The organism is Collinsella sp. HCP28S3_B9 (assembly GCF_052066095.1).
Taxonomy (GTDB): Bacteria; Actinomycetota; Coriobacteriia; order Coriobacteriales; family Coriobacteriaceae; genus Collinsella.
In genome coordinates, this window is record NZ_JBQHST010000032.1 from 1 (window position 1) to 22,121 (window position 22,121).

Annotated in this window: 15 protein-coding genes; 6 read left to right on the forward strand and 9 right to left on the reverse strand. The window is 60.1% G+C overall.

The genetic code is table 11. The annotated features are described in order from the left end of the window. Positions 1 to 250 precede the first annotated feature (250 nt). The 3 genes from queA to ACTNBB_RS07805 all read right to left on the reverse strand — a co-directional run bounded on the left by queA (position 251) and on the right by ACTNBB_RS07805 (position 2,810). Positions 251 to 1,462 carry a tRNA preQ1(34) S-adenosylmethionine ribosyltransferase-isomerase QueA gene (queA, locus tag ACTNBB_RS07795; protein WP_441057694.1) on the reverse strand — a complete coding sequence of 404 codons (1,212 nt, stop codon included), beginning with the start codon at positions 1,460 to 1,462 and terminating at the stop codon, positions 251 to 253. A gap of 70 nt (positions 1,463 to 1,532) precedes the next feature. Beyond that, on the reverse strand, positions 1,533 to 2,108 hold the full coding sequence (locus tag ACTNBB_RS07800) for an epoxyqueuosine reductase QueH (protein WP_441057691.1): 576 nt from the start codon (positions 2,106 to 2,108) through the stop codon (positions 1,533 to 1,535). Positions 2,109 to 2,240: 132 nt separating this feature from the next. Continuing rightward, entirely contained in the window at positions 2,241 to 2,810 is a 570-nt protein-coding gene (locus ACTNBB_RS07805; RefSeq protein ID WP_427719827.1) for a DUF3267 domain-containing protein, read from the reverse strand. A gap of 132 nt (positions 2,811 to 2,942) precedes the next feature. Here ACTNBB_RS07805 and ACTNBB_RS07810 point away from each other — a divergent pair, with 132 nt between their 5' ends. Both ACTNBB_RS07810 and ACTNBB_RS07815 read left to right on the forward strand, forming a co-directional pair. After that, positions 2,943 to 5,093 (forward strand): methionine--tRNA ligase, encoded by a 2,151-nt coding sequence (locus ACTNBB_RS07810; protein WP_441057687.1) that lies wholly within the window; start codon positions 2,943 to 2,945, stop codon positions 5,091 to 5,093. 151 nt (positions 5,094 to 5,244) lie between these two features. Next, complete coding sequence (locus ACTNBB_RS07815) at positions 5,245 to 6,348, forward strand: RsmB/NOP family class I SAM-dependent RNA methyltransferase (RefSeq protein ID WP_441057684.1); 1,104 nt, start codon at positions 5,245 to 5,247, stop codon at positions 6,346 to 6,348. Positions 6,349 to 6,369: 21 nt separating this feature from the next. On the opposite strand, the gene ACTNBB_RS07820 is transcribed toward ACTNBB_RS07815, so the two are convergent. Beyond that, positions 6,370 to 6,540, reverse strand: coding sequence for a hypothetical protein (locus ACTNBB_RS07820; RefSeq protein ID WP_154515803.1), 171 nt, complete (start codon positions 6,538 to 6,540; stop codon positions 6,370 to 6,372). A gap of 190 nt (positions 6,541 to 6,730) precedes the next feature. On the opposite strand from ACTNBB_RS07820, the gene ACTNBB_RS07825 reads away from it, so the two are divergent. Further along, entirely contained in the window at positions 6,731 to 7,822 is a 1,092-nt protein-coding gene (locus tag ACTNBB_RS07825) for a hypothetical protein (RefSeq protein WP_427728970.1), read from the forward strand. A gap of 107 nt (positions 7,823 to 7,929) precedes the next feature. Here the strand turns inward: ACTNBB_RS07825 and ACTNBB_RS07830 are convergent, their stop codons facing one another. Further along, positions 7,930 to 8,820: a DegV family protein gene (locus tag ACTNBB_RS07830; RefSeq protein ID WP_441057681.1), complete on the reverse strand. Its 891-nt coding sequence runs from the start codon at positions 8,818 to 8,820 to the stop codon at positions 7,930 to 7,932. A gap of 318 nt (positions 8,821 to 9,138) precedes the next feature. Here ACTNBB_RS07830 and ACTNBB_RS07835 point away from each other — a divergent pair, with 318 nt between their 5' ends. The 3 genes from ACTNBB_RS07835 to ACTNBB_RS07845 all read left to right on the forward strand — a co-directional run bounded on the left by ACTNBB_RS07835 (position 9,139) and on the right by ACTNBB_RS07845 (position 12,156). Then, positions 9,139 to 11,055 (forward strand): fructose-1,6-bisphosphatase, encoded by a 1,917-nt coding sequence (locus ACTNBB_RS07835; RefSeq protein ID WP_441014877.1) that lies wholly within the window; start codon positions 9,139 to 9,141, stop codon positions 11,053 to 11,055. Between the two features lie 78 nt (positions 11,056 to 11,133). After that, positions 11,134 to 11,529, forward strand: a complete 396-nt coding sequence (locus ACTNBB_RS07840) for a GtrA family protein (protein WP_427728966.1) — start codon at positions 11,134 to 11,136, stop codon at positions 11,527 to 11,529. 219 nt (positions 11,530 to 11,748) lie between these two features. Further along, positions 11,749 to 12,156: a GtrA family protein gene (locus ACTNBB_RS07845; RefSeq protein ID WP_370450581.1), complete on the forward strand. Its 408-nt coding sequence runs from the start codon at positions 11,749 to 11,751 to the stop codon at positions 12,154 to 12,156. Between the two features lie 338 nt (positions 12,157 to 12,494). Here the strand turns inward: ACTNBB_RS07845 and ACTNBB_RS07850 are convergent, their stop codons facing one another. From ACTNBB_RS07850 to ACTNBB_RS07865, 4 genes are all read right to left on the reverse strand, one after another. Then, entirely contained in the window at positions 12,495 to 13,385 is an 891-nt protein-coding gene (locus ACTNBB_RS07850) for a DUF4430 domain-containing protein (protein ID WP_441057678.1), read from the reverse strand. Positions 13,386 to 13,394: 9 nt separating this feature from the next. Beyond that, positions 13,395 to 19,277: an InlB B-repeat-containing protein gene (locus tag ACTNBB_RS07855; protein WP_441057675.1), complete on the reverse strand. Its 5,883-nt coding sequence runs from the start codon at positions 19,275 to 19,277 to the stop codon at positions 13,395 to 13,397. 585 nt (positions 19,278 to 19,862) lie between these two features. Then, the gene (locus ACTNBB_RS07860) at positions 19,863 to 21,626 is read right to left on the reverse strand and encodes an ABC1 kinase family protein (RefSeq protein WP_441057672.1); all 1,764 of its coding nucleotides are present in this window, start codon (positions 21,624 to 21,626) and stop codon (positions 19,863 to 19,865) included. Positions 21,627 to 21,634: 8 nt separating this feature from the next. Next, complete coding sequence (locus ACTNBB_RS07865; RefSeq protein ID WP_441038770.1) at positions 21,635 to 22,045, reverse strand: hypothetical protein; 411 nt, start codon at positions 22,043 to 22,045, stop codon at positions 21,635 to 21,637. Between the last annotated feature and the right edge of the window lie 76 nt (positions 22,046 to 22,121).

The window sequence follows — 22,121 nt, forward strand, 5'->3', positions numbered from 1 at the left end:
GACATGCCGGGGGCGGACCGGGACGGGTTCAACGGCAGGCCCCGCCGACCGATTGCAAGCGGTCGGCGGGGCCATTGTGGCTCTTGACAGCGGATTGGGTCATATGAGCGAGCGGGTCGCATTTGAGGCAAGGTGACGTGAAACGAAAGGGCGCTGACCTTCTGGTCGCGCCCTTGAAGTTGAACGTCAGATTGTCCAAATGCGGCCCGCGCAGCGTCGGCCGGTCCGCCGTTCGGTAGAACGGCGGAACCTACAAAATGAGCATGGCGTCGCCAAAGCTGAAGAAGCGGTAGCGCTGCTCGATAGCGGCGGCATAGGCATCCATGATCTGATCGCGGGTGGCAAGTGCGCTCACGAGCATCATGAGTGTGGAGCGCGGAACATGGAAGTTGGTGATCAGCGCGTCGACCACGTGATAGGTCGAGCCGGGCATGAGGTAGAGCTGCGTCGTCGCGTTCTCGCGCGCCACGATGTCACCACGGCCGAGCGTGTCGGCCCCGTCCTTACGGCCCTCAAAATAGCGCGCCGTCACAGCCGGATCGGACACCGGCGCGTCCGCGTCAAACGCACTCTCGAGCGAGCGGACTGCGGTGGTACCGACAGCAATCACGCGATGCCCCTCGGCCTTAGCCTTATGCACGGCGTCGACAACCTCCTGCGACACGTGATAGCGCTCGGTGTGCATCACGTGCTGCGTGGGGTCGTCCTCCTCCACCAGACGGAAGGTATCGATGCCCACCTCGAGCTCGACAGCGGCAAACTTCGCACCCTTGGCCTCGATAGCGGCCATGAGCTCGGGAGTAAAGTGCAGGCCCGCCGTGGGAGCGGCAGCTGAGTGCTCCTCCTTCATGGCGTAGACGGTCTGGTACTTCTCGGGATCGCCCTCGTAATCGGTAATGTAGGGCGGCAGCGGCACGTGGCCGGCAGCATGGATAGCCTCATCGAGCGTGCGCGGCTCGCCGGCGGCATTGCAACCGGCTGGCTCAAAACGCACCAGGCGGCCGCCGCGGCTATCGGTGACAAAGTCGACGACCTCGGCCGTCAGCACCACGGGCGCGCCCTCGGGCGCATGGGCGCCACCGGCGCGATACTCAATCTGAGCGCCGGGCTTTAAGCGCTTGCCCGGCTTGACCAAGCACTCCCAAACGTGACCCAGCGGGTCCACGTCCTCGCGGCGCTTGAGCAGCAGCGTTTCGACCACGCCGCCCGAGCCGGCCTTGCGACCGATAAGGCGGGCCGGCATCACGCGCGTCTGGTTGATGACGAGCACGTCGCCCGGCTCGATATAGTCGATGATGTCGCGGAAGATGCGGTGCTCGACGGTGCCGCCATGCTCCAGCGGCGTTCCCGCCTGGGAGCCCTTGCGGTCCACCACCAGCAGGCGGCAGGAGTCGCGCGGCTCGGCAGGAGCCTGGGCAATCAGTTCCTCAGGAAGGTTGTAGTCAAAATCATCGGTACGCATAGACACGTCGAATACTCCTTATATAGCTAAAATCCGCTCTACATCCTAGCAGGCTGCCAGCCCAAAAGAACTACTTTTTGGCGGCTTTGCGCTCGTCGCGGATGCGGGCGCGGTCCATGGCCGCCTCGACGGCCGAGAATCGGCAGCCGCAATAGTTCTGCCGATACATACCCAGCTCGCGCGAACGACGCGTGGCCTCGGGATAATACGGGCGAAAATCGCGAATCACCGGGGCGAGACCATGTGCCGCCGCCAAGCGCTCCAACACATCGTTGCAGGTGTCAAACAACTGATACGGCGAGACGGCGAGCGTCGTGCCCACAAACTCAAACCCGCGCTCCTGGGCCACACGGCATGCCTCGGCCAGGCGCAGGGCATAGCACGCACGACAGCGACGGGGTCGATCGGCGCCCAGCGGGGCCACGCCGGCCTCCCAGCGCTCGCGGTCCTCCCCCGCCTCGATGAGCTCGATGTCGCCATCGGCACACCACCGGCGAAGCTCGTCCAAGCGGCGCTGCCATTCATCGCGCGGCTGAATATTGGGGTTGGTCCAGCAAATCGTGGGCTCAAACCCCTCCTCACGCAGCAGACGAACCGGCTCCAGCGAGCACGGCGCACAGCACGCGTGCAACAGCAACGGCTTCATGGACATCTCCTCCCAATCTTTGCCCAGGGTAGTCTTTTTGGGACGGGGCTATTTTGACTACTTTTAACGTCAAGCAGTTCCAAATACCTGCATCAACAGGAAAGTAGTCAAAATAGCCCCGTCCCAAAAAGACTACTGACCAAAAAAGCGAACGCCAAAGGACGTATCTTCGCAGGCGACAATGCGGCGGTCGCGCAAAATGGTCCGCACGTAATACCAGTCGCCCACACAGCCCGACAAATGCAAGCCGGCCGCCAGGTAGCACAGCAGCGGATAGCCCGAAAACGCAAACCCCAGGGTAAACGCTGTCGTCACGACAACCGTCGGCGCCAGACAAACTGCCATGTACCGCCGGCGCGAATACACAACGCCCTCGGCGCAGGCATAGATCATGCATGTCTCGAGGTTCGCCCCAAAGGTCACCTGCGCGCCCGCAGGAGCCAGCAGCTTAAAGAACACGCCGTGCACCAACTCGTGCACGGCAAATGACGCCGCCGAAACCGCAGCCAAGCCAACTATCCAGCCTAAGACAGCCGTCCAGCCACCCGCGTCAGCCGCATCCAAGTCCGCGGGCCCACCCAGCAGCATAAACACCGGCACCAGGCACACGGCAAATGCGCCAAGCACGGCCATCCCCCACACAAAGCAAGCGTGCAGGAAATCCTCGTCTTCAAACGCATGTATGTTGGAAATCTCATTCATAGCATCTTAGGATAGCGCCCCTGCCACGTACCCGTCCGCATGTGCGATAATGTCGAACGATATGCACGAATTGACCACCGCGTCGCCGAGCCCCGCGCCCGGCCACGCTCTTACCATATGCGAAGGAGTCCCATGGCATCCAAATACTCCATGAACGACCGTCCCAGCTGGCCTCGCCGCGCCATCGTAACCGCCGGCGAGCCCTATGGCAACAAGGGCCTTCACTTTGGCCACGTTGGCGGCGTCTTTGTCCCGGCCGACTTCTTCGCCCGCTTCCTGCGCGACCGCCTGGGCCGCGAGAACGTCATCTTCACCTCGGGCACCGACTGCTACGGCTCGCCCATCATGGAGAGTTACCGCAAGCTCAAGGAAAACGAGGGCTACGATAAGTCCATTAGCGAGTATGTCGAGTCCAATCACTCTCGTCAGGCCGCGACCCTCAACAACTACAACATCAGCTGCGATATCTACGGCGGCTCGGGCCTTGAGCCGGCGGCGCAGATTCACAACAAGGTGACCGCCGAGATTATCGAGCGCCTGCACGAGCAGGGCACCATCTCCAAGCGCTCTACCCTGCAGTTCTACGACGCCAAGGCCGGCACGTTCCTCAACGGTCGCCAAGTCATCGGCCGCTGCCCCATCCAAGGTTGCAAGTCCGAGAAGGCTTATGCCGACGAGTGCGACCTGGGCCACCAGTTTGAGCCCGAGGAGCTCATCGCGCCCAAGAGCCAGCTCACCGGCGAGGTGCCCGAGCTGCGCCCGGTCGACAACCTCTACTTCGACCTGCCCGCCTACCTCGACTTTATGAAGACCTATACTGCCAAGCTCGCCCAGAACCCGCAGGTTCGCTCCGTGGTCTCCAAGACCATGGAGGAGTGGCTGCTGCCGGCACAGCTCTACATCCAGAATAAGTTCCGCGAGGCCTTCGACGCCGTCGAGGACCAGCTCCCCGAGCACACCGTGCTGGAGCCCGAGGGCAACAAGAGCAGTTTTACCGTCACCTTCCCCAGCTGGAAGGAGCGCGACGACGCCCACGCGGTACTCGCCAACGGCGGCGTGCGCTTCCGTAGCGGCAAGGCGCTCGTGCCCTTCCGCATCACCGGCAACATCGACTGGGGCGTTCCGGTGCCCGAGGTCGATGGCGTGACCGATGTCACCTGCTGGTGCTGGCCCGAGAGTCTGTGGGCGCCCATCAGCTACACCCGCACCGTGCTCGCCCGCGACGCCCGCGCCGCCGGAGTGACCGAGGGCGTCGCCGCCCAGGACGCCGCCCTTATGGGCGAGCCCGCCGCCGATTCCACGCAGGTCCCCGCGCCCACCTACCAGCACAGCTCGCTCGACTGGCGCGACTGGTGGTGCTCGGATGACGCACAGATCTACCAGTTTATCGGTCAGGACAACATCTACTTCTACTGCATCGCGCAGACCGCCATGTGGGAGGCCCTGGGTTGGAACCTCACGCAGAGCACCGTCAGCGCCTGCTATCACCTGCTCTACATGGGCAAAAAGGCCAGCTCGTCCTCGCAGACGCCTCCCCCGCCTGCAGACGACCTGCTCAACCACTACACCTGCGAGCAGATGCGTGCGCATTGGCTGTCGCTCGGCCTGTCCGAGAAGCCGGTGAGCTTTAGCCCCAAGGCATATGACACACGCGTGACCGGCAAGGACAAGGACGGCAACGAGGTGCGCGCCTGCGACGACAAGCGCGTTATCGACCCGGCCCTTAAGGAGAGCGCGCTTTTGACCGGCGTGTTCAACCGCCTGGCCCGCAGCTGCTTCTACGGCGTCGCCGTCAAGGAGGGCGACGAGAGCCCCTACCGCAACGGCTGCATCCCCGCCGGTGCCGCCTCCGCCACCGTGGTCGAAGCCGCCGAGCAGGCAGCTCTCGCCTTTGAGCAGGCCATGTACAAGTTCGAGACGCACCGCGCGCTCGCCGTGTGCGACGACTACCTGCGTGCCGCCAACAAGCGCTGGAGCGATGCCTCCAAGGCTGCCAACAAGCTCGAGGGTAGCGAGGCAAACGCCGCAATGACGCAGGCACTGGTCGACGCCTTCACCGAGCTGCGCGTGGCGACCGTGCTCATGCACGGTATTGTGCCGGCCGGCTGCGAGCTCATCTGCGAGTACTTCGACGTTGACCCGGTCGCCTTCTTTAGCTGGGATAACATCTTTGCCTCCACGGATGAGTTTGTGGAGAGCCTGGGCGAGAAGCCCGGCGAGCACCGCGTAAAGCCGCTGCCCCCGCGCTTCGACTTCTTTAGCAAGCACGAGAGCCAGTACTAGACAAACGCCAAGGCAGACTAGTCAATTTGGGACGGGGCTATTTTAGCTACCCCGTCCCAAATTTAACTGCAACGCCTGCCGAAACGGACGGGCAGCCAAAATAGCCCCGTCCCAAATTGACTACTTTTAATGGAATGGGAAGGAAAGACGGATGTCTAAGCCGCGTCGTCGTAAGCAGAAAAAGCAGGTTAAGCCCGAGCTCAAGCTTAGGCAGTTTGCCGCTACCGAGCTTTCCGACCAGCTTGCCGCCCAACACTCCGCCGCCGACCTGCCGCGCTTTCTGGTCGACACGGTCGCCGGCGCCTATGCGCCTGCCAATGCCGAGCTCATAATCGAAGGCTTTGGCGCCGCAGCCACGCGACCGGTCACGCTGCGCGCCAACACGCTCAAGGCGACCGCCGAGGACATCGCCGCCGCGCTCGACGCAGCCGGCATCGCCCACCAAACCGTTGCCTGGTACCCGGACGCTTTCATCCTGCCCGAGGCCCAGGTATCCGATCTGTGGGATCTCGACATCTACCGCAACGGCAAAATCTATCTGCAGAGCCTGTCGTCCATGATGCCTCCTTTGGTGCTGGGCGCTCAGGCCGGCGAGGATATCCTGGACATGTGCGCGGCCCCCGGCGGCAAGACGACGCAGATCGCCGCCCTTACCCGGGGACAGGCGCACCTCACCGCCTGCGAGATGAGCATTCCCCGCGCCGAAAAGCTCGAGGCCAACTTGGGCCGCCAGGGCGCCAAAAACGTTCCCGTCATGCGCATCGACGCACGCGAGCTCAACGAATTCTTCCGCTTTGACCGCATCCTGCTCGACGCCCCCTGTACCGGCACGGGCACCGTCATCAGCGGCAACGAGAAAAGCCTGCGCGGCCTGACCGAGCAGCTGCTCTGCAAGTGCGCCCGCTCGCAGCGCACGCTTCTGGACCGCGCCATGGGCGCCCTCAAGCCGGGCGGCACGCTCGTCTATTCGACTTGTTCGATCTTGCCGCAGGAAAACGAGGACGCCCTGCAAGAGGCCCTCGACAAACACATGGACTGCGAGCTCATCCCCCTCGACGGCACGCCGAGCGAAAGCGAAGCGCGTCGCGCCCAGGATGCCGGCGACAAGCCGCATATCGAGTTCAACGCCCTCACCGAGGCCATCGCCACCGGCCACGTCTCGACCGTCGCCAACGGCATGCCCGGCACGCTGACCATCCCGCCCAGCCGCGACTTTGAGGGCTTCTACATCGCTCTGATCCGAAAACGCAGCTAGCGCACGGACCAACTCAACAAGCTATCTCCGTGCGCGCCTGTCCTGCTGGTCACGGTGCTGCTTAAGTGCCTCGCGTTCCTTGCGCTCGGCTCTTTTGCCCTTAATGGCCGTAACCACAAAGTAGATGACCGCGGCGGCTACGATTGCGCCCACACATAGGCCAATCGAGCCCAATAATGTCGAGATTTCCATACCGCGTCACCTCTCTTTTGTATACGGGACATCCAAGATAGCACCTCGATTCCCGCCACCACAGCTCCTTCACGTTCGCGGCCCTTCAGTCTAACGGATGGCGCGGCGGGGAAAAATCAACTCGTCAAACGTTTTAGCAACGTAGCGCCGGTCGCACGCTGCCGACCGCACATTATAGAAACGGACCGCAATGGATTCTCTCAACGATTTGAACGAGCGTGTTGACGCTTTTGTCGCCACCAGCTCCTTCGACACGCCCGCCGCGACGAACGACCAAGCCCCCATCGATGTTCCCGCCGAGGTTCACGAGGACATCGTCGCCTCGGTCGATTTCTCAGAGGTTGAGCTTGCGGACGAATTTACCGAGCCCCAGGTGGCTGTAACCCCCAGCGGCCTTTTGCCCATGGAGCCGCTGCCCATCGACGGGCGCCTGCGCAAGGCGGCCCTCCGCATGCCCGATGAGATCGAGGAGGCCAGCGGCTTTACGCTCTTTGGACGCCGCATCAAATCGCTCATCTACACCACCGACGTGGCGGTCATCCGCAACTCCAATGCCGACGCCGTGTTTGCCGTCTACCCCTTCACGCCGCAGCCCGCCATTACGCAGGCGCTGCTGACTGTTGCCGAGTGCCCGGTCTTTGTGGGCGTTGGCGGCGGTACCACCACCGGTAAGCGCTCCGTGCAGATGGCGGCCGTCTCCGAGATGCAAGGCGCGGCGGGCTGCGTGGTCAACTCCCCCGCTACCGCCGAGATGGTCGAGCACATCACCAACATCGCCGACATCCCCGTCATCGCCACGGTCGTTCGCTGCGATGACGATGCCCACGCCAAGGTGCGCGCCGGGGCCAAGATCCTCAACATCGCCGCCGGCAAAAACACACCCCAGGTCCTACGCGAGCTGCGAGAGCACTATCCCAGCCTGCCGCTCATCGCACCGGGTGGCAAGACGCCCGAGAGCATCCGCGAAACCATCGCCGCCGGCGCCAACGCTATCATCTGGACGCCGCCTTCGGCCCAGCAGCTGCAAACCGACATGATGGAGCGCTACCGCAAGATGAAGGAAGACGCCACGCCTGTCATCTCGCGCGACGATGTGCCCATTATCGACCAGGTCGCCGCCGCCGAGGTCAGCCAGGTCGAGAACATGAATCCCGACGTGCCGATTCCCGACGAGGTCATCGAGCGCGTCGCCTCGATCCACGATCATATCGAGGAGCGTCGTGCCAATCGCGGACTCAAGCCCTCGCTACACGGTTTCTTCTTCCGTGGAAAGAAACGCTAGCCGCAACAGCAAGGCCCGCCCCGCAAACAACGGGACGGGCCTTTTTCTGTTATCAAATGTCAGGAGGACAGGCGTAGCCGTTAAAACCGTCAGCCAGCCCACAAACGTTAGTCCACGCGCTTGTCGCCCATAAAGAAGAGCGCCACCGTACCAGATCCGGTATGCGAGCCAATCAGAGCACCGATGTCATTAATCTCAATCTTGCCTTTGAGCTGCGGAACCTGTTCCTCGATCAGCGCCGCAACTGCCTCGGCATCCTCGCGACACGCCGAGTGCGACATGATGCACTTACCCGAATAATCCGCACCGCCCTGCACGTGTGCCATCATGGTCTTAGCCATCTCGGAAATCGCACGCTTCTTGGTGCGAATCTTCTCACGCGGCGCCAGCTCACCTTCGCAATCGACCGTCATAAGCGGGCAAATCTTGAGTGCCGTGCCGATAATCGCGCTCGCGGCCGAAATGCGACCGCCGCGCAGGTAGCTCGACAGATCGGTCGAGAAGAACCAGTGGTGAAGGTTGAGTTTATGCTCCTCAATCCAAGCGGCCGTCTCGTCGAGCGAAGCGCCGCCATCGCGAACGTCGGCGGCACATTCCGCCAGCAGGCCAAGGCCCGAAGACGCCGCCAGCGAATCGATGACGCGCACCTTGCCGCCCTGGGGATAGCGATCCGCGAGCATCTGCGCCGCAACGCAGGCCGATCCATACGTGCCCGAAATGCCCGACGATAACGTCAGGTGCAGCACGTCTTTACCCTCGACAATAAACGGCTCCCAAAACTCCTCGTACTCACCCACGCTCACCTGAGACGTCTTGGGCATGGCGCCCGCGGCAATCTGAGCAAAAAACTCGTCCGGCGTAATCGACTGATACAGATCGTCCGTATAGACAACATCGTCGATCTCGTAATGAAAACACACGACAGGAATATTGCGCGACGCAAAGAACTCACGGGTTCGATCGGCGGCGGATTCACAGGTCAGGACAAAATCACTCATATGAGGCTCCTTACTCATTGCTGCGCAAATTATCGCACAGCATGCGTGAATACGGTACAAATGTCCGTTATTTACCAAATTGAACCAAAGGTAGTGAACATCTTTACCGCCATCATCTCTAGCGATCCCGGAGGTATGCGCCTGCAAAAACGACCCTACGTCTCCACTCAACCGCTATATCTACCTCGACTAAATCGATTTAGCAAACCGTTCGGCCAACAATTCAATCTCCTAACCCCAATCGAAACAAAAGCGGCGCATACTGATAAACGTTTGACGCTGTTTATCAGTTTTACCAACCACATCGGAAGGTGTTTCATGGTCGCATTCGATCGCAATCCGCAAGACTTCAAGTATCTGCGCCTGCTGTCGAGACAGTTCCCCACTGAGCAATCCGCATTCACCGAGATCATCAACCTCTCGGCCATCCTCAACCTGCCCAAGGGCACCGAGCATTTTATGAGCGATGTGCATGGCGAGTACGAAGCCTTTATGCACATCCTCAACAACTGCTCGGGCGTCGTGCGCGAGCATGTCGACGAAATCTTTGGCGACACGCTCTCCTTTAACGAAAAGGGCGAGCTGTGCACGCTCATCTACTACCCGCGCGAGAAGATCGATCTGGTCCGCAGCCGGCACGAGGACTCGCCCACCTGGTACAAGACCATGCTCAACCAGCTCATTGTGGTTGCCCGCTCGCTTTCGAGCCGCTACACCCGCTCCAAGGTACGTAAGGCCATCCCGCGCGATTACGCCTACATCATCGACGAGCTGCTGCACACGCATCCGGACGAGAACAACTACCGCGTGCGTTATCACGAGCGCATTATCGAATCCATCTTGGAGACCGCCAGCGCCGACGACTTTATCGAGTCGCTCGCCTCACTCATCAAGCGCCTCGCCGTGGACCACCTGCACTTGGTGGGCGACATCTTCGACCGCGGCGGCGGCGCGGCCAAGATTATGGACCGCCTGCTCACCTATCATTCGCTCGATATTCAGTGGGGCAATCACGACCTGTTGTGGATGGGCGCCGCTGCCGGCGAGCCTGCCTGCATCGCCACGGTGCTACGCAACAACCTGCGCTACGACAACTACGAGATTCTCGAGAACGACTACGGCATCTCGCTGCGCGAGCTTGTCGCCTTTGCCAACGCTACCTATACCGCCGGCGAGCCCATCAGCCCGCTCATCAAAGCCATCAACGTTCTGCTCTTTAAGCTCGAGGGCCAGATTATCCAGCGCCACCCCGAGTTCGACATGGCCGACCGTCTTCTGCTCGACAAGGTCGATCACGACACCGGCACGGTCACCCTCGCCGACGGCAGCGTGTGGCCGCTCACGACCAACGACTTCCCCACCGTCGATCCGGCGGACCCCTACACGCTCACGCCCGAGGAGCAGCACATCATCGACAAGCTCGTGTCCGAATTTGTCACCGCCGATCACTTGCATCGCCACATCGATTTCCTCTATACCCACGGCTCCATGTATAAGGTCGCCAACGGCAATCTGCTGTTCCACGGCTGCGTACCGCTCAACGAAGACGGCACCTTTAGCAGCATGAACTGCCTGGGTACCTGGCACGCCGGCCGCGATTATTTTGATTTTTGCGACTATATCGCCCGCCGCGCCTGGCGCGTCGGCGACCGCGATGCCCTCGACTGGATGTGGTACCTGTGGATCGGCTTTAACTCACCCGCCAGCGGACGCGTGGTGCGCACCTTCGAGCGCGCCTACATTGCCGACAAGAGCACGTGGGTCGAGCCGATGGACCCGTACTACACGCTCACCACGTCCTCGTCCGTTTGCGACGACATCATGCGAGAGTTTGGCGTCGCCCCCATGGCTTGCTCGCCGACGGGCCATATCATCAACGGCCATACGCCCGTCAAGACCACCAAGGGCGAGCAGCCCATCCGCGCCAACGGAAAGTTGCTGGTCATCGACGGAGGTTTCTGTCGCGCCTACCACCCCAAAACGGGCATCGCCGGTTACACGCTCATCTCGAGCTCGCGCGGATGCCGCCTCAAGTCGCACCAGGCCTTTACCAGCGTTGCCGAGGCGCTCACCCGCAACATCGATATCGAGAGCGAGACCAACCGCTTTGACGAGGCCGACCGGCGCCGCATGGTGAGCGACACCGATACCGGCGTCAAGATTCGCAGTCAGATCCAAGACCTGCGCCAGCTCCTCGATGCATATAGAAACGGTGCTATCGAGGAGCGCGCCTAGCCCCGCCTGCGGGGATTGGTTAAACTTGCTAGGTTTGTCATCCCCGCGGCGCCCCGGCGCCACCCTAAGGCAGGTACCATGCAAAAGCTCCTTGCGCAGATCATAAAGTTTGGCGTCGTCGGCGTCGTTGCCACCGTCATCGACTTTGGCATCATGAATCTGCTCCACTACGGCCTGGGCCTCAACATCTTGATCGCCAACACCAGCGGCTTTATCGTCTCGCTCATTTTTAACTACGTCGCGAGCATGAAGTACGTGTTTGCACACAAGGAGGGCATGAGCCGCCGCCGCGAGTTCATCATCTTTGTCGTGCTATCCGTTATTGGCCTGGCGCTCAACGACGGCATCGTGCTTGCCCTCAACGCCGGCCTGGGCCTCGAGGCCAATATCGCCAAGATTTGCGCTACCGCGCTCGTCATGGTCTACAACTTTGTAACGCGAAAGATCTTCCTAGAGGGCGAGCAGACCAAATAGCTCGGCCTCCTCGTTGCACTACGGGGACCTGCGGATGACGCGCGTCGAACGTAGCGTTGCCTGGGCCTTGCTCGTTTACGGGAAGATTTGCAGCGTTTGCGGATTTCCACTTGAATATTTGGCGAGTTCGTATAGTTCTTGCCAAAGACCTTACGTTTGCCATGCAAAAGCTCTAAAGTATCTCGTTGCTCGATTCATCAACGCATTGGATGTGATTACGTGCGCAACGCGCTGGCACAACCTCATACCAAGCAGTTCCTCAAGTTCGCTGTCGTGGGTCTTATCTCCTTTGGCGTCGACTGGGGCATGCTTATTGCGCTCGTCGAGCTGTTCCACCTCGACTTTTTGATGAGCACGACGGTCTCGTTTACCACGTCCGTCGTGGTTAACTACTGGCTCAGCATGAAGTACGTGTTCGACCATCGCGAGGGCATGAGCCGTAAGCGCGAGTTCACGATCTTTACCATCCTGTCGGTGATCGGTCTGGGCCTCAACGACCTGTACATGTTTGTGGGCGTCACGTTTTTGAGCATCGGCTACCAGGCCATGAAGGCCATCGCCACGTTCCTGGTCACCTGGTACAACTACTTTAGCCGTCGCTTTTTCCTCGAGGGCGCACGGTCGTAGACGGCTCAACATAATCTCGCTTCGCAGCCGGTTGGAATTCTCGTTCCAGCCGGTTTTTTGTTTGCAGAGTCTGCCGAGGAAGGAGGGCTACGGTGCATGAATGGAACGCAGTTTCCCCATGAACGCCGTTCCGGAAAGTGTATCCCAGATTGCAGCCTCAGAATGGGATGCAGCTTCCGCAACGCCGTCCTAGCGGAAACTGTGTCCCGGAATTCACCTTTAGGGTGGGATGCAATTTCCGGTTGAGCCTCGATTGGGAAACGACGCCCCATTCGCATAAAAACGGGCGGCTCGGGTGTTTGTCCGAACCGTCCGTTTGGCATGTTATGTCGAGGCATTTAGCCCGTTACGTAATACCAGACGACGCTGTCGCCATTGGAGAGAACGTAGTTGCTGCACGCCGTGTTAGGCGTCACACCGTTAACGGAGTACATCCAGCCGCTCGTACCGCCGTGCTCCTTCTCGGCCAGGCCGCCGATAGCGGCGACATACGTGCCGTACGATGAGCCGTGCGCATTTACGGAAAGGCCCAGTGCACACAAAGCATCGTAGGCCGTAGCGCCCTCGTTGAAGGTGAACGTACCGCCAGAAGACACCGGGTTACCCACGGCACTCGACGTCACAGAGACCGTCACAGTAATGTAGCCAGGCTGCTGCGAGCCGCCCTGATTGCCAGCAGAGGCGCTGTCGCCGTTGGATACAGACCCACCGCCAGGCACCGAGCCGCCGCCCGAAGAGGAGCCGTCAGAAGAACTCGATCCACCAGCGGATTCGGATCCCTGTCCGGCAGACGCGTTGTTGGACTTCTTGCCGCCCTTGTCTTCGGACTTCTTCTCTTTCGAATCCTTGTCTGACTTCTCGTCCGAAGACTCGGAAGCGTCCTTGGAATCCGATTCATTCGAATCCTTGGACTCGGAGTCCACAGCGTCGGAAGACGAGGAGCCCACTGTCTCCGTCTTGCGAGAGGCGATAGAGCCAGAGTCGGCAACGCTCCTCCCCGCCACGGCCCGAGCGATCCAATCGATGGACCAGGCGCCGCTGGCAGAAGGGTGAACAAAGCCCAGCGAGACGACAATCAGTGCGATGCAGACGGCCGTCAGAGAGCCAAGCAGCGCCTTGCGCCGAGAGGCGGACGCCGCCGAGGCGGCGCCCTTTTGCTTAGCATCGTCGAGCTGAATGAACGACGTGTCGGGTTGCTTGGAGTCGGCATCCTGAGGTTTATTGGACACAGCTCTCACCTACCGACGCTTGGTAAACACGAACACGCCAATGACCGCAAGCCCGATCACGCCGGCCGCTACGCCGACAATGGCGAGCGGGTTGAAGCCAGACTCCTGTGCCAGAGCCTCAGCGGACTTCTTAGCGGTAGTCGCGGCAGCCGAGCCCGTATCGGACTTGGAGCTGGACTTGCCGGACTTCTCGTCAGACTTCTTGCCGTCCTTCTTGTCGGACTTGTCGGAATCCTTCTTGGAATCCTTGCCGTCCTTGGTCTCGGTCGTGGTCGTGGTGGACACCGGCTTCTGGCCCGGAGCAACAGCACCGCCAGTCTGCTGGCCATTTGTGCCGTTACCGGAGCCAGAACCAGCACCGGCATTACCCGAGCCGCCATTGGAGCCGTTGGAGCCAGAGCCGCCGTTACCGCCAGGGGTAACGGCATTCTTGTTCCACTTGGCGTAGAGCGTCATATCGGCCGTCACCGCGGCACTAAAGTCATACGCCTTTGTGCAAGCCTCATCGGTATACCAGCCACCAAAGGTGTAGCCCTCACGCGTCGGATCGGCCGGCTTGGTGACGGTCGAGCCAGAAGCAGGCGTCTGATCGCCAGTCGCAGAGCCGCCCCGAGCATCAAACTTAACGCGATGGGCCTGGGACTTCACACAGAACAAGTGACCTGAGTCGTTCGTGTAGTAAAGGTTACCGAACTCGTCGCAGACAACCGACGCCATGCAGTAGTTTGCATAACCAGAACCGGGAACAAACACTTCGGTCGCCTCGGCATCGCCCAGCCTGTACATGTACACGCCGCCGCCGCTCGTGTAATTAGGCCAGTTACCCTTGGCGCCGTTCAGGGTGAAGTACACGTACGTCTCGCCATCACGCGTCGAGACGAGCGGCGTGCTCTTCGATTCGAAGCCGAGCTCTTCGCCATCGGCCTTCGTAATCTGCTTCACGCTCATATCGGAAAGGTCGATGATCGAAAGCAGGCCCTTAGCCTTCCAATTGTTCGCAGTCGCACCGCAAATAAAGGCATATTTGCCGCTAAACACGGGCGTTGAAGTCGAGTATGGGGCAAACTGCACCTTCCCGGCCTCGGTAATAGAGCCATCCGAACCAATAGTCAGCTTGTGCAACGTGCCATCATCGCGCGTAACGGCGTATACATAGCCATCGTGGACGGTAAGCGCCGAGCGGATATTGCCACCAGATAGCTTAAACGAGGCGACAAGCTTCGACAGATCGGCGGAATACACGCGCACCTGGCCGAAGTCGCTGCCGACAACGTAGTAGCCATTTACCATCAGGCCGCCAGACCAGTAGTAACCTCCGTCAGTGACGGAGGCGCTACCGGCGATGGCGCCCGTGTGAATATTGATGCGCCTGACCGTACCGTTTTGCACATCATTGCCATTGGCAGACCAACAATCAAGGGTGTTGATATAGACGTAGTCGCCGTCAACGGTCAACGAAGATTGATTCTGCATAGCGAAGGCATCGGAATACCACAGCGTCTTAAACGTTTTCGCCGAAACAGCCTGCAGATAGCCACCGGAAAGCGGAATCAGAATGATGCCCTGCGCAATAACGGGACGGCAGGTGCTATCCATGGAAGAGCCAAGCTCAAGCGAGCGTACGACGGAACCCGTCTCGGGGTCGATCTCATTCAGAACGGCATTCCACGTCTTTCCGCCCCATACCGAAGCGCCCGTGACAAGGTACACCTTTCCGTTCGCGACAATGGGGTCAGACGCAGAGGCGCTTGCGCCTGCCTTCTGCTGCTCTTCGGTTAAAAGGTTGAGCGCCCAAGAAGGCGTATCTGTCTTTGTTGTAGGCGTAAGGGCGTCCGTCGAGGATCCCGAGCCACCGTTCGCAAAACCATTCCATGCCGCATCGACATCGGGATGCTCCGTTCCGGGATTGGTAGCAGGAGCCGTCGAGGGCTTCTGCGTGCCGTCACCCTTAACATAACGGAACTCGACGCAATCACCGTTCTTAAGGCAATAGCTCGAGGCGCCGAAGTTCGCAAACCCATTGTTTACGTAAAACGACCAGAAGCTGTACGGCGCGGCGCTCGTTGTGCCCAGCACGCGGCCATCGGGCATCGTCGCACTCGTAAGACCCAAGGCGTTTGCCTCAAGGTTCGTACAACCGGCAGCCGTCATAAGCTGCTCGAGTACCGACTCGGCCGTCGTGTCATCGTCGGCGGGAAGCGTAAGCTCGGTCAAGGGCACCACCGATTGCTCGGTGTAGTTGCCGTCGGCATCACTTGCAGAGACGCCCGTGACCTTGGCCGTCACCGTAATGGTCTTGCCCTCGTTCGGGTTGTCGAGCCCCGTCGTTCCCTTGACGTTTACCGTCGCAGAAACATCCAAGCCGGCAAGCACCGCGTAGTCCGAGTTGTCGGGATAGCGCTCGGCATAACGGGCAAAACGTTCGCTCTTTAGACGGGCGCTAATCGTGACTTTCGTGTTGTATTCGGGCTGAGTGAGGATAAGGTTCTCATGCGCGATAACCCTCGGTTTGCTCGACTTGAGCAAACGATAGGTGTTCTCCGTGCCACCGGGGAGCTCACTAAACACGAAGCCGTAATGTCCCGAAGCCTCTTCGGTGGAATAGCACCAGTTAACGCCGAGTCCTTGGCCATACACCTTAAGCGGTGCATGCAGGTTGCCCGTCACGCTGGAGGCATTTTGGCCATCAAGAATACCCAAGTAGAACGAAGACTTCGCAAGGCTAAGGTGGAACAACTCGGCATTGAGCTCGTCCTGATTCTGCGGAGAAATCGCAAAGTCGAGGGTCCTGCTTGCCGTGACTTCGGCGTTGGACTTATCGGTCACCGTAAGGGTGACTTTGGTCTTCGCTGCCTCGGCGCCAGGCAGCGGCTGATAGACCGTACCCTTGTAACCGTTAAACGTGATGTCATCGGTGCTGGCGGAGTACTCGACCTTGTAATACTTGCCGTCGACGCCAAGGTTCTTGGGCTGTGGCATTTGCAGGTCGGCGGTTAGGCCGTCCTTGTCGGCAACCGTTTTGGTGCCGTAGTACTTGATATTGTCGTAGGTAAAGGCCGCATCGACCTTTGCCTGCAGGTCGGCCTTGTCGGATGCAACCTTATCGGGGTCGCCCTTGACAGTAACGGCATGCGTGGCCCCACCGGTCACCTTGACATCGGAGACGTTCGACAACACCGAGACTTTGGCGGTCAGCGTGACCTCGCGGTCGCTCGACTTGCGCGCGACCTTGCCCGTGTAGTCGTCCCAGCCGTTGCCCGAAACAGACAGGGCATCGGTATCGGAGCTCGTCCACTCGACGGAGAACTTCTTGTTGGCGCCCGCCCTGTATGGCAGCGTCAGATTCTGGGTAACGCTCTCGGCGGTATCGCCCGTGGCATAGCCGATGGAAAGCTGCTCGGCGGCGTTGTCGAGCAGGTCCTGAAGCTTGCCTTCGTTCCAAGCGATTTCAACAGTTTTAGTCGGCTTGTATTCAACCGACTTGCCATCACGCGAGAGCACGAACGTAACGCTCGCGCGACGCAGCTGGTCAATGCTGCAGCCGCTAGACGCGTTGGGATCGAGATAGAAGAACGTGACATCGCCGTTAGTCTTATCGTACGTAGAGGAGATGCCGACCTCAGCGCCCTCATACGAAGAGCTGAAGCTGGCGGTCTTAGTCTTAACGTCGATATCATCAAAGCCGAGCTGTTTGAGCTGAGCCTTCAACGCGTCGTTGACGTTACCGCCATCAGCACTGTAGGCGACGCTTATCAGCGCGTTTTTATCGCTGAGCTTCTGAACAGCAGCCTCGAGCGAACCGGCCTTGATGACCTTGTTGGCCGAGACGACCTCGACCTCGGAAGAGCCACTCGCAGCAACAGCCTTAAGGTACTTGTTACCGGCCGCATCGGGAACCTGGATCTTGGCACCCGTTACTTCGAGCTTAGTCCAATCATCATCCGCCGCATCGGAGGCGTCGGCCGCATACCAAGAGATATCGGCGCTGTCGGCAGAAAGCTTAACGCCGTTAGTGGTCGAGCCGTTAGTGGTCGAGCCGTCGACGCGCTTAGCGTACACATCGGCAGAGACGCTATCGCCCGCGACAAGGTTGGTCGACTTGCTCTGGAGCTGAGGCGTGCTCACGACGCGCAGCAGGTTATACTCCCCCACCGGCAGCACCGTGTCCTTAGAGGTCCACGTAACGGTGTTGTCGAGCGCCGAGGCCTCGAGCTTGAGGGATTTGCCCACAAGCGCATCGGTGATAGTCAGCGCACCGGTGGAGGCGTCAAGGTTATCGGTGACCTTGGTCCAATTAGCGTCATCGGCGCCCTTGGCATACCAGGTGACGGTCAGCTTGGCGTCATCGGGCAGAGCGGAATCCGACCAACTCGAAGAGTCGGGGATACGGACCTTGGGCGTAAGCGTCGTGCCCACGTTGAGCGTAGCCGTCGAAGCCTCTGCCGGCTCGACAGATTTAAGCGTGTACTGACCGGCAAGCGTCACCGGACCCACGGGGTCAACCGAGGTGGTGCTGCCGTAGTACTTCTTCTGTGTGCTCTTAACGGAGTTTTCACTCGTGGCGATCACGCGGATGTACTTGCCCACCATATCGGCCGCAACCGTATAGCTGGCAGAGTCGGCGGCACCGTCGATATTCTTGAACGCGGCGTCGGACGTCGACTTGGCGTCGGCGTACTGCCACTGATAGTGAACGGTATCGGTAGATCCAACGTTCGTGTAAGAGTTGCCCTTGGTCGCCTTAGCCGTGAGCACGTTGCCCACATGCACGGCCCCAGTAGAAGAAGCGCCCTCGACCGTAACGCCGTACAGCTCGACCGCGCCAGCCTCCGAAACAGGACCAACGGCAACGTAAGGAGTAGTCTCGCCAGAAGCGCTCGTAGCTTTGGCAACGAGGTATTTGCCAAACAGGTCAGCCGTAACCGTAAAAGTACGACTCGTTGCCCCAGTGATTTTATTGGTGCAAGCGCTAACGGAACTCGAGTCGCCGTAGTACCACTGCCAGGAAACGCGAGAGTCCGCGGAGACGTCCGTTGTACCCGACTTCGCCGTTGCAGAAATCACATCTCCGGCGTAAACCTTACCGCTCTTATCGAGGGTGACGCTCGAAACACTGACGCTATCGGCGGCGGTGACCAGAGTCGTCCCGCGATTAGCATATGAGTCGCCACCCGCTTTAGGTGTCACCACGCAACGGACAGACTTACCGGCATACTCGGCAAGCTTTAGGGTCTGCTCAGTAGCGCCGGGAATATCGGTGTAATCCGAGTCTTTCCTGCTCTGTTTAGGACCCTCTTGCCACTGATAACTGAGATCGGATGAATCAATTTCGGTCCTAGCCCCATTAACTTTTTGAAAGGCATGGACCAAAATCGTATCCGACGTAGTGTAACCGACATAAGACTGCTCGCCGGTCGATAGGTTCTCGAACGTTAGAGAGAAAATCGTAAGTGCGTCATCGCTCTGCACCGCGACGGCGCTGCTCCCCGCTGCGCTCTGGACAGCACTCGGCTGCGGTGTGCTCGACTGCTCGGAGGTCGCAACGGTACCGGAAGACGCGGCGGCATCCGTACCGGCAGCATCGGCGTCACCCTCGACGGCAGCCTGCTCCTCCGCCGACTTCGTCTCCGCAGTCTGCGTCACGGCCTCGGCGATGCCCTCGGCGCCCTCGGCCCAGAGTTGCGCCGGCGTGGTGCCAAAAGCCATGGCAAAAGCCAGGAACGCCACCAGACCGCGCTTGGCTATGCCGCGGGCAATCGCTCCATGACGACGCCACGAGGCGCGCTGGCACTCGTCCTCAAACATATCCATTTGTCTCCTACTGTCTGCACTTGGAGCATTGCCCAGCGGCTGCCCCACGTCATCGCGCACATTGCGCTCGAGTACCCCCATCGGGGTCCCCCTTCCCTCCAGAGCCCAACGCGTACCGGCGGCATGCGCCGCGGCCGCGTACAAGATGGGAGGCGATCCGACTTAACCTTACCGGCCCGGGCACGCCGTCCGATCTGCGACGCGACCATCCCGGACCAAGAGGAATTACGGTTACTGGTACAGCCGGGGACTTGCACCCCGATTCTCCCAAACACGCAGGAAAACCGCGCATTCGTGCGTCTCCGCACCACCATCTAGGCCATCGATTATTACTGTCAGTATGGTAGCACGCAAAAGGACCCCGCACACAGGCGAAGCCCAAGGTAAAAGCTATGGTTTGCGATAGGAAGGACTGTCGTCGGACCTTGCAAGAACAGCCCGTTTCAAAACTATGCCGGTTTACGGGGCTAATTCAGCACTTCGCAACCATATCTGCCATTTTCGAAAACCAACGACTCATCTACCTGCGGTTTTAAAAGCGCAAATTTCGGTATGCTCGAGGTTCGGCGCTCCAGCCCCGTAAACCGGCATAGTTTTGTTCGGACCAGCCCACGCCGGCGCGACGCAAGGCAAAATGATCCGTTTTCCTCCGTCCCCCAGGGGCCATTAACGCTTGCCGCCGTGACTGTTGCGCCAGATCTCGCGGCCCAGCATCAGCGCCAGCACCAGCGCGCTCACGTAGCCCATAAAGCCAATGACCGGAATACCGAACACAACCGGCTCGATGCGCGCGTAGTACACCACCGACGAGCCGATAAACAGGCCGGCGATCACAATTGCCATCGACATGCGGTCGATAATTCCACCCAGCTGTCGCAGCGCCTTATCGCTGCTCATGATCTGCGTGTTCACCTTAAGCTGGCCGCGCGTGAGCATGCGCGACGCCAAGCCCAGATACTCGGCCGCCTCGAGCGAGCCTTTTGCCGCGCGATAGCTGCTCGCGGCAAGATCGTGCCCCATTTCGCGGACGCGCGCATAGGTGCTCTTCTCGTTTTTGATGTGCGTCTGGATGATCTGGATCATGTTGACATCGGGCATATACTCGGTCAGCAGACCCTCGAGCGTCACCATGCCGCGCGCGAACATCGTCACCACGCTCGGCAGCTCAACGTCGTTTTTGCGCGCCAGATTTAACAGCGAGGTCAAAAACTCGCCGATATCCAGGTCCTTAAGATCGAGCCCTGCAAAGTCGGCGACGATAAAGTCCAAGTCGGACAAAAAGGCCGAATGGTCGAGCTCGGCAGAATCGCCGCGCGTCACGGCAAAGCGCATAAGCGAATCCTTGAGCTTGGGAACGTCGCCTTCGGCCACGGCGAAAATCATGTCCTTGACGATACCGCGGTCGTGACTCGACATGCGCCCGACCATGCCCAGGTCGATAAAGTAGACGATGCCGTCCTTGAGGATGATGTTTCCCGCATGCGGGTCGGCATGGAAAAAGCCGTCGTCGAGCACCTGCGTCGAGTAGTCCTCGACGATCGCGGCGCCAATCTTTTCCAAGTCATAACCCTCGGCCTCAAGGCGCTTGGGGTCGGCAATGGAGATGCCGTCGATGTAGTCCATGACCACGACGTGTTCGGTGCAAAGATCCAAGTAGGATTTGGGACACGAGACGCCATGCACGCTTTTGTGGAAGTCATAGAAATCGTTGAGGTTTTTGGCCTCGGCCAAAAAGTTGGTCTCCTCGCGAAACGAGGTCCACAGCTCTTCGACCACGCCATGCAGGTCCACAAACTGATCAGTGTTGACGAACTTGGAAACGATGCGTACCACCGAGCGAATGATGTCGATGTCCTGAGCCATCACCTGCTGCGCGCCGGGGCGCTGCACCTTAACGGCCACGTCCTCGCCAGTCACCAGACGGGCGCGGTGCACCTGCGCGAGCGACGCGCTACCGAGCGGGTTGGGGTCAATCGCGTCGAATATCTGCCCCAGGCGCTGGCCGTATTCCTCTTCCAAACAGCGGAGCACTACCTCATACGGCACCGGCTCTACGTCGGAGCGCAGACGGCGCAGCTCGTCGCAAAACCGCTGCGGCAAAATCTCGGAGCGGTTAGCCAGAATCTGCCCCATCTTAACGAACATGGGGCCGAGCTCTTCGAGCAGACGACGCAGGCGCACCGGCGTGAGGTTATCCCACACGCGGTACTTTTTGATCAGGCGAACGATCTGACCGATGCGCTCACGACGACCTGCCGGCGTGAGCTGGTATTCCTCGTCCGGCGCCATCGCGTCGGGCTCCTCAGGGACCATATCGACAGCGCGCGGCTTCTTGCGAGCGCCCGAGACGGCGGCATCGACCTCGTCGACAACCGCCGCCTCGTCACCCAAGGGGTCTAGATTGTTGTAATCGGTGGTGGAATCTGCCATCTGCGCTGCTACTCGGCCTCTTCGGCGTCCTCTGCGTCGTCGGGCTCAACGGACTCGACGGGCACCGAGGTCACGTTATCCTCGACCGAATCGACGATGTCGCGCACATGGGCCAAAAAGGCCGTGCGATCGGGGGCGGTCATGACGCGCACGCGGGCGAGGATGAGCTCGTCGAGCACGCGCTGGGCCGCGGTCTCGCCCTGCATGCCCAAGCGCTCGGTAAGGTCGGAGATGGTGCCGCCGGCCTGCTCGAACATGTCGGACACGCTGCGGGCGATATCGGGGGTGCCGGCGTCCTTGCGCACCTGCTCGCCCTTGGCATTGAGGTCGTCGAGGACCTTCTTGCCGCCCTCGACGGCAACGGCGGCGGCACCGAAGCCCACGTTGATGGCACCGTTAACAAGCTGATCGAATTTCATAACCATGGTTGGCTCCAATCGTGAACAACTTCATTGGCCTACTTGTACCCAAGATTGGGCAAACGACACAAAATCG

Coding starts and splice junctions, on each gene's coding strand:
- queA (WP_441057694.1), bottom strand. CDS start 1,462: ATGCGTACCGATGATTTTGACTACAACCTTCCTGAGGAACTGATTGCC.
- ACTNBB_RS07800 (WP_441057691.1), bottom strand. CDS start 2,108: ATGAAGCCGTTGCTGTTGCACGCGTGCTGTGCGCCGTGCTCGCTGGAG.
- ACTNBB_RS07805 (WP_427719827.1), bottom strand. CDS start 2,810: ATGAATGAGATTTCCAACATACATGCGTTTGAAGACGAGGATTTCCTG.
- ACTNBB_RS07810 (WP_441057687.1), top strand. CDS start 2,943: ATGGCATCCAAATACTCCATGAACGACCGTCCCAGCTGGCCTCGCCGC.
- ACTNBB_RS07815 (WP_441057684.1), top strand. CDS start 5,245: ATGTCTAAGCCGCGTCGTCGTAAGCAGAAAAAGCAGGTTAAGCCCGAG.
- ACTNBB_RS07820 (WP_154515803.1), bottom strand. CDS start 6,540: ATGGAAATCTCGACATTATTGGGCTCGATTGGCCTATGTGTGGGCGCA.
- ACTNBB_RS07825 (WP_427728970.1), top strand. CDS start 6,731: ATGGATTCTCTCAACGATTTGAACGAGCGTGTTGACGCTTTTGTCGCC.
- ACTNBB_RS07830 (WP_441057681.1), bottom strand. CDS start 8,820: ATGAGTGATTTTGTCCTGACCTGTGAATCCGCCGCCGATCGAACCCGT.
- ACTNBB_RS07835 (WP_441014877.1), top strand. CDS start 9,139: ATGGTCGCATTCGATCGCAATCCGCAAGACTTCAAGTATCTGCGCCTG.
- ACTNBB_RS07840 (WP_427728966.1), top strand. CDS start 11,134: ATGCAAAAGCTCCTTGCGCAGATCATAAAGTTTGGCGTCGTCGGCGTC.
- ACTNBB_RS07855 (WP_441057675.1), bottom strand. CDS start 19,277: ATGGGGGTACTCGAGCGCAATGTGCGCGATGACGTGGGGCAGCCGCTG.
- ACTNBB_RS07860 (WP_441057672.1), bottom strand. CDS start 21,626: ATGGCAGATTCCACCACCGATTACAACAATCTAGACCCCTTGGGTGAC.
- ACTNBB_RS07865 (WP_441038770.1), bottom strand. CDS start 22,045: ATGAAATTCGATCAGCTTGTTAACGGTGCCATCAACGTGGGCTTCGGT.